At 58.9% G+C, this 7,483-nt stretch carries 4 protein-coding genes; 1 reads left to right on the top strand and 3 read right to left on the bottom strand.

Annotation, left to right across the window (positions count from 1 at the left end):
• Together ABYP39_RS16015 and ABYP39_RS16010 are read right to left on the bottom strand one after the other, a co-directional pair.
• On the bottom strand, positions 1–1,766 hold a 1,766-nt coding region (locus ABYP39_RS16015; protein WP_372783529.1), incomplete at its 3' end, for a UvrD-helicase domain-containing protein.
• Positions 1,759–4,419 (bottom strand): PD-(D/E)XK nuclease family protein, encoded by a 2,661-nt coding sequence (locus tag ABYP39_RS16010; RefSeq protein ID WP_372783527.1) that lies wholly within the window; start codon positions 4,417–4,419, stop codon positions 1,759–1,761. The genes ABYP39_RS16010 and ABYP39_RS16015, both read right to left, overlap by 8 nt.
• A 206-nt stretch (positions 4,420–4,625) precedes the next feature.
• Here ABYP39_RS16010 and ABYP39_RS16005 point away from each other — a divergent pair, with 206 nt between their 5' ends.
• Complete coding sequence (locus ABYP39_RS16005; protein ID WP_372783525.1) at positions 4,626–5,450, top strand: esterase/lipase family protein; 825 nt, start codon at positions 4,626–4,628, stop codon at positions 5,448–5,450.
• Positions 5,451–5,517: 67 nt separating this feature from the next.
• Here ABYP39_RS16005 and ABYP39_RS16000 read toward each other — a convergent pair.
• On the bottom strand, positions 5,518–7,483 hold a 1,966-nt coding region (locus ABYP39_RS16000; RefSeq protein WP_372783523.1), incomplete at its 5' end, for a neutral/alkaline non-lysosomal ceramidase N-terminal domain-containing protein.

The raw sequence follows: 7,483 nt of genomic DNA, 5'->3' as shown, positions 1-7,483 counted from the left end.
GCACTCTGACTTGCCAGGCGATCTATATCCTGCCCCGCAAAGGACAAGCCCGCCTGCTTCAAGGCCGGTACGATCGCCCGCAGATGGCTGCGCGAGCGTACCAATATGGCGATACTCCCGTCAGGGTTGTCGCGTTGCGCGGCCTGCACCAGTGCTACGACACGCGCCGCCTCCTGCTCCCGGGCGGCGGCCTTATCGCCCGCAAAGGCATGTACGACCACCTCGCCCGGCTCGCTGCGCTGAGGCTGCGCCGGGGTATAGCTGTCGGCAAAGGTGTCGGTAAACGCGGTGTTCACCCACTCCACCAGTGCCGGCGCCGAACGAAAGTTAGACACCAGCTGCAGCGACACCAAGGGATGACCGTTGAAGGAGCCCAGCGCCAGCAACTGCTCAAATTCACCCACCAGTGCGCCGCGAAACAGGTAGATCGACTGCTGCAGATCGCCGCACAGAAACAGACTACGACCATCGCCGGGCTCCCAGCCTTGCATCAGGTGTTGCAGCAGCACAATCTGGTTTACCGAGGTGTCCTGCATTTCGTCTACCAGCACATGCTGGATTCGATCTTCCTGCAGTAGCGCATCACCATAAACACCTTCGCTGTCGGGCAGCGGTGTCAGCGCGTTAATGGCGCGAAATGCCACTTCCGGAAAATCCAATTGGCCGCGACTGTCGAACACCAGATGCAGCTCTGCCAGCAGATGTTTCAAAACCCGCATCAGGTCTTCGATCAGACTGCGCGCCGCCTCCGGCAAAGTAGGCAACGGCAGATCGGCCAGCGCCCGCAGGGTGGCGGTAAACTCTTCCAGCGCCGGGTCTTCATGGCGCTGCGAAAGCCAGGCTTTCAGGGCCTCGGTAGCGGCCTGTTTAGGAGGAAACCCCAGGTTTTTATCCACCCGCTTACGCAGGCTACGGCTGTTGCCCGTGCCAGTTAACATCAGATTTGCCAGGCGCGCGTGCAGCCGCAGATTGCCTTCATCAAATGGCTGCAGCTCAGCACAGTCACACGCCCAGGCGAGCTTTTCTTCATGGCCTGACTGCTGCCTGACAATCTCAATAAGCTGCGAAAAATCATGGCGTGCAAGGTGTTCACAACAATCCTGATACGCGCTGACAACCACCGCCTGCAGAGCCTGCTCCATCCCTGCCACATCGCCGGCAACTACACCTTCAACCCACTGATCACGCTTGGCCAGCAAATTGCTCAACAGGGGGATCAACTGCTCCAGACGGTTACTGGCGTAGTCCAATACATTACCCAGCGCCGCGCGCAATGCGGCATCATCCCCTTCCAACTGGCGGAACAGATTAAATATGGCCTCTCGATACAGCGCGTCCGCGTCATCGGTGGTCTGAATCTGGCCAAGCCCTGACAGCAGCGGCAAGCGGCGCGCGATGCGCGCACAAAAGCTGTCAAAGGTGGAAATACGCAGTCGCGACGGATTATGCAGCAAACCCCAACCCTGCTGTTGGTCTCGCTCGCGAACCTGAGACGCCAGCGCCGCCAGCGTATCGCCGTAGGGTGAGCCGTCCCCTTCTTGAATCGTCAAGGCATCAAGAATACGTTCGCGCACCTCCGCTGCAGCCTTGCGGGTGAACGTGATGGCCACCACCGCTTCCGGAGTCGGGGCGCTCAGCAGGCAATTCAGAAAGCGCAATAGCAACACCCCAGTTTTACCCGAACCGGCAGGAGCGCGCAGCAGAACGGAGTGATGCGGATCTATTGCAGCATCGCGGGCAGCCTGATCAGGTACCGGCTTATTCATCGTCCAGCACCTCTTCGCGCGCCAGCACCGTCACATAGGGATCATAGGGAAAGGCCCCTGCGCCCTGAGCGTAATCATGCCCGCTGTCACCGGCGAGAAAACCATTGGCATAGCCTGCCAATACCTTACGCCAGGCGGTTAACTCAGCCTCCCATTTCTCCGGCGTATCCACCGGGTTTCTGACTGTTTTATCCACCAGGTTAGCAGCCCAACAAGAACGCATATGCACCATCATCCCGTCGCGGGGATGGATCTGGGCCAGTACAACGCCGTCCACCGGTTCCCCGGTCACCGCCTCGCCAAGCAATGCGTAGAGCGGTAACTGCGGCTCCAGCAGGTTCTCAGCATTAAGCGCATTGGCCGTGACACTACCGGTTTTGTAATCCAGTACCACCCGGTGATCGCCAATGCGGTCTATACGGTCAATCTGAATACGCAGTGGCAGCCCAAAGGCATCAACCTTGCCCCCTACTTCTCTGGCTTCCACGACAAAGGGTTCATTGCGACTGCGCTCGAAGGCCAGCCATTCATTCAGTAAGGTGAGAATCCGGCGCTTTTCGATACGCTGCAGCTCGTCGCCGTGCGCGACCGCATCACTCATAGCGCGCCCCACCGCCGCTTCCAATAGCGCCTCAGCCTGTGTGTCAGTCAGGGTAGCCAGCGCAGCACTGGTTTTCACTTCAGCCCAGAAGTGGTCCAGCGCGCGGTGAATCCATTGTCCTTGCACGCGAGCATCTAGCCCTTCAACCGGCACCGGCAGTGCCTCCAGTCGCAAGCGATATTTCAGGAAGGCGAAAAACGGACTCGCCGCAAAGGCCTTGAAAATGCCGGTTCCTCCGCGCAAACCCTGTCGCTCGGCCGCGGATACCGGTCGCACCGGGTCCTCGTCAGGCAGTGTCACGCCGATAGATAGTTCAAAAGCCTCCTCATCCACCGCCAAAGGATACTGCGGATAATGCCAGTCAATCAGCGTACAGGCAGACTGAGGCACGCCTTCCTCACTCTGGCCGGCACTGGACAACACCACCTGCCTGGCTGACGTCATCAGCGAGTTTAGCAGCCGCTGGTCTCGCAGCAGCGCGTCGCGATGATTAGCGCGAGGCACCGCGGCCCGCAACAGGCTGTCGCGTGGCAAGAACGGCGACGGTTCCACGGCGGCCGGCAGCGCAGCATCCGTCAGCCCCATAATCCAGAGTCCGTCAAAGTGCTGCCCACTGGCCTCATCAAAATTCAGCAGCTGAAGCATAGGGGCCTGATCCCGGCGCAGCTCAAAACGTTTATTCTGCAAAACGTGCTGTAGCCATCGCAGCGCCTGAGTGCGGGAAATCCGTCCCAGCTGGCGATCGAGTGCACGCAGGGTATCCATCACCTGACTGAAACCTTGCCGACACTGATCAACTACCGGATCGCCAGCCTCGCGATTTGGCCAACCGACCGCCAGTAATTCTTTATCAAAGCGCTCAACCCAGACCGAAGGAAGACAGCGCGAGTGATGTCCCTCCGCAGCATCGCGCAAGGCAGCAAGGGCCGCCACACTATCGGCAAATCCTGCGAACTCAGCCTCACGCAGGGCCCGCTGCAGGGATGTATTCGATTGCAGATATTCACGCCAATGCCAGTCGAGACGCGCCCGACGCGCTGACAGTTCAGTGGCTTCGGCGATGAAGGAGCTGCGCAGCAGGCGACTGACTTGCTCAAGCTCGGTGTCGCCGGCGGCGGCCTGCAGAGCATCCAGGGCCGACGCAATCACCGGATACCCTACCAGCTTACCGCTGCCGACCCGCCAGGGTTCGTTGATTCGCCCCCCCGCTACAGCCGGAAACAGGGCCAGAGGATAGAGATAGCGCTCCAACGCACGCTGCAATGCGTTTTCACGGCTGACCATATCCGGCGCCACAATCGCCAGACGGGGCAAGGCTGCGTCGCCGCGTTGGGCCTCGTCGAAACGGGCCGCTACCCATTGTGCCGCTTGCACAATTTCATCGCTTGCGGCGTCAAAGCGCGCCTGAAAGACGACACTCTCGGCCTGGGGTTCGGTAAACACGGGCAGAGTATTCACAGTCACCCCGGCGCTGCGCATTGACCGCAGCAGATCCTGTTCCGGCAGGCTCAGCTCCAGTGTGTGGCTCAACAGCACTCGCTGCGGCAGCTCCAGAGATGCAAAGTTTTGGCTCAGGGTAGCGACTAACTGGCCCGCACTAATAGCATCCATAGCATCCAGGCGCCGACGCAATTCATCGCGCCAGACAAGAAACGCCTCCTGATCAGGCCCCGACACATCTGCCATTGTTAACGCGATGGCGTAGCGTTCGGCAATCTCGAACGCGTCAACAAAACGTCGCGCAATGCCTTGCAGTCCAATCACTGATTCAGGCAAATGAGCACTGTCGCCAAGACACTGCTCTGCCAGCGCCAATAGTTGCACCGGACGCAATACCTGACGCGCGGGGAAGCTGCTGTCCCACAATTCAACCCACCACTGCGCCTTCGGGATCACACGCAGCTTTTCCAGCCAGGCTTGCCCCTGAGATTCAGCAATGCGGCGGCGATAGTCTGCTGCCTCGCTGTCGTGATCCACCAGCAGCACAGTATTCCCCTGATCCGCCAACCAGCGCGACCAGTCCGGCTGCTCCACAACCTTAAACGAGGTCAATATATTGAACTCCTGAACAAAATCCCGAGGGTATTACGGTAATTACGTAGCAGGCTACATTTTTATATATAAATCATATTCTTGGGTTGTTTTTTTGGATCAATAGGCTCGATTGGACCACCCCACCCTTTTGCATTGTCCACAGCTAACCGTTAGCGTCACCGCCCCTCGCCTCCTTGAAGCGAAGATATTTGGAGATCATCGCTATGTTGAACAAGAAACCCCACGCCCTGCACACTCTGCTGGAGACTCGGTTCGCACTGGAGGCACTGGCGCACCTGTCCAGCAAACCCCTGGAGCGTTTGTTACCCGTGGGCGATGGTCACCCCGTGCTGGTTATTCCGGCTTTTCTGACCAGCGATATCTTGACGGCTTCGCTGCGCCACTCCCTGGCAACACTGGGCTACAACCCCCACCCTTGGAAATTGGGCGTAAATACCGGGCTTCACCAGCACAAGTTGAATGCCTTACAACACCGGCTGGCGGCCATTGTGCGACAACACGGACAAAAGGTCACACTGGTCGGCTGGAGTCTCGGCGGATTGTATGCCCGAGCACTGGCCGCTCTAGATCCCGAAAACGTGCGCCAGGTCGTCACGCTCGGCTCTCCGTTTGCCATTCCAGATACCGACTCCAGTGGCGTGCAAATCTTCGTCGGTCGGGCGTTTTCGCTGCTCAATGGCTCCGGCGAAGACCCCATGCTGAAACAGCCTGAGCTGTGGCAAACCACCCCTACGGTGCCCTGCTCGAATATCTTTACCCAACGCGATGGCGTGGTGCACTGGCACTACTGCGTAGATGAAAAGCGCGCGCAAAGTGAGAACATTCGCGTACCGGGCAGCCACGTGGGCCTGACCCACAACCCGGCGGTACTCTATCTGCTTGCGGATCGACTGAAGCAGCCTGAGAACGCCTGGCGCCCCTTCCTCGCCAGCGGCTGGCATGAGCAGCGCCTGTTCGACAATCGCACCTGCGCCACGGCTATAGCAATGACCGACACCACCAACCCCGCTAGCCCCGTGCCGGCCTGATCAGAAAAGCAGGGGGCGTGACGCGTGTTTTTTAACCGAACCGACGCCGACGCCGACGCCGACGCCTTCAAGGCTGGTAGGGGGCGATCGTATCGCAATTCTGCGCGGCACCATCGATCGTAAACCCAGAAGACACGCCCTCATAAAGTATGGTCGCCGCCGATGGCGATTCCTGAGCCACGCCATTGTGGCGCAGCCGGTATTCACCGGCCGGGGTATCCAGCGGCACCTCCCAGCGTACCTCTGCTTGCGACGGCCCGGTCACGGGCGCATCGTTGGGGTTGCCCTCCATCTGGCTGTCACTTCGCCAACGGAAAAAAAGTTCGGGGGCATTGTCGTTGCGATACACCTGCCAGCTGCCATCAGGCTGGCGACGCTCTACGGTGGCAAATGACAGTGCAGTTTGTGCTCGCACCACATTGCGCGGGTGTCCTGCCTGAAACACGGCGCTAATGCTTTCACCGCGAACCGCACTGGCGGTAACATCTTCCAACACGTCGCCGTAACTGCCGCCTGAACTGCTGTCAGATGGTGAGTAGGGTGTGCGTCGAACAACCGGGGTTGCATCAACATAGGCCGGCCCCGTCGGCGCTGCGACTGCCGCCACCATAGACTGAGCCAATCGCGCACTTTCCTGCTGCACAGCCGCTAATTGCCAGGCCCCAAAAATCGTGGAAGCTCCTTCATACTGTTGCGCAGAATACTCTTCTCGCGTTGTTAAATAATGTACGTAATCGTTCACCAGGCCGGCAATCACGACGGCATCAACCCCAACTGGTGCAAGGGTTTTCAGCAAGGTCTTCTGGAGGCGCCGCGATGCCATGGTAGTTACCTCAAAAGGCACCCCAAGGATGGCCATGTTGCCCAGACGAAACAGTTGAAAGGGCAGGATGCTTGGTTCGGCATTGATGGGCTCACCAATCGCAAACAGAATCGGCTTTTCCGCGTGACAGGAGAGATCCATCGCCGGCAGCAGACCGACATTGCACAGTACCGTAGTGGCGGCCAAGTTCGGTGGAATCTTACCCGCGGAGCCCGCTGCAAAATCATCGGCTGCAGCCTGCGCAAAATCCGGGTCCGCACAGCTTGCACCCTCAACTGTCGGGCCCGGGCCATCTTCAGCACCGGCACCAAAAGAAACGCCTAACGCAGGATCGCAAGTGCGCTTCACCGGCGCATCCCATTCCGGGGGCAGGGCGGGGCCGTCGTAGCTCTCCACCGTAACTTCATCCATTTTGACGTGGAAAAAACGATAATCCACCGGCCCGGACAGCTGCTGTGAGCTGCTAAATAGCTCCAACGCTTTCGCAGCCTGCTTGGTTCCGGAAAGCGCTGCAGAGGCGAAATCATTAGCCGCGCCACCGCGCGCCGGATCAGGGTGAGGCAATTGCCGGATAAAAATATTGGGGGAAGCATCACCTTCGTCCGTCTGGGCAAAGGCAGCCACGAAGGTATCGACAGAATCCGCCGCGTCATAGTCGGTGTTCATCAAACGCTCAAACAAAAGCGAGGCATAGCCCTTGTTGTCACCGCTGACAAAAGATTCGTAGGAGCCCACCACAGTAGGATGCACACCAAACCAATTTATCAGCCCCACTGGCGAACCGTTAGCACGCACAAGATTGAGTTGTACGCTGCGCTTGTCTACGTCAACTGGGTCGCCTCGGCCATCGAGAAACTCGCGCCGCTCAGCCTCGCTGTTACGCTCAAAGGCGGGCAGCGAACGGTTAATGTTGGTGTTGAGAAGCTCGCCAATACCCAGGGTTATGGGCGCGGTAGCGGCATTGGCCTGCAAGTTGGCATCAGCCTTACGGATTGATTCAACGATACCCCCGACAATGACATTCAGGTTGTCTTCATCGAAGCCGAAGTGAAATAGATTAAAGGCTTCATGATGAGAATAGCCAGCGGGACCGGAGTGAGTGTGAGTCGCCGAGAGCATCAGGTTATCCGGACCGTAGCGCGTGGCAAGCTGCGCATCGGCAGCGATCGCTGCCAGCACGCCCTGGCGCACAGATCCGAATATCATGCCG

Source organism: Litorivivens sp. (assembly GCF_041625495.1).
Taxonomy (GTDB): Bacteria; Pseudomonadota; Gammaproteobacteria; order Pseudomonadales; family Spongiibacteraceae; genus Litorivivens.
The sequence above is the reverse complement of the archived record's forward strand: the minus strand, read 5'-3'. Positions and strand labels throughout refer to the sequence as shown.

Bases quoted from the DNA above. Each gene is read 5' to 3' on its own strand.
- ABYP39_RS16005 (WP_372783525.1), top strand. From the start codon at position 4,626: ATGTTGAACAAGAAACCCCACGCCCTGCACACTCTGCTGGAGACTCGG.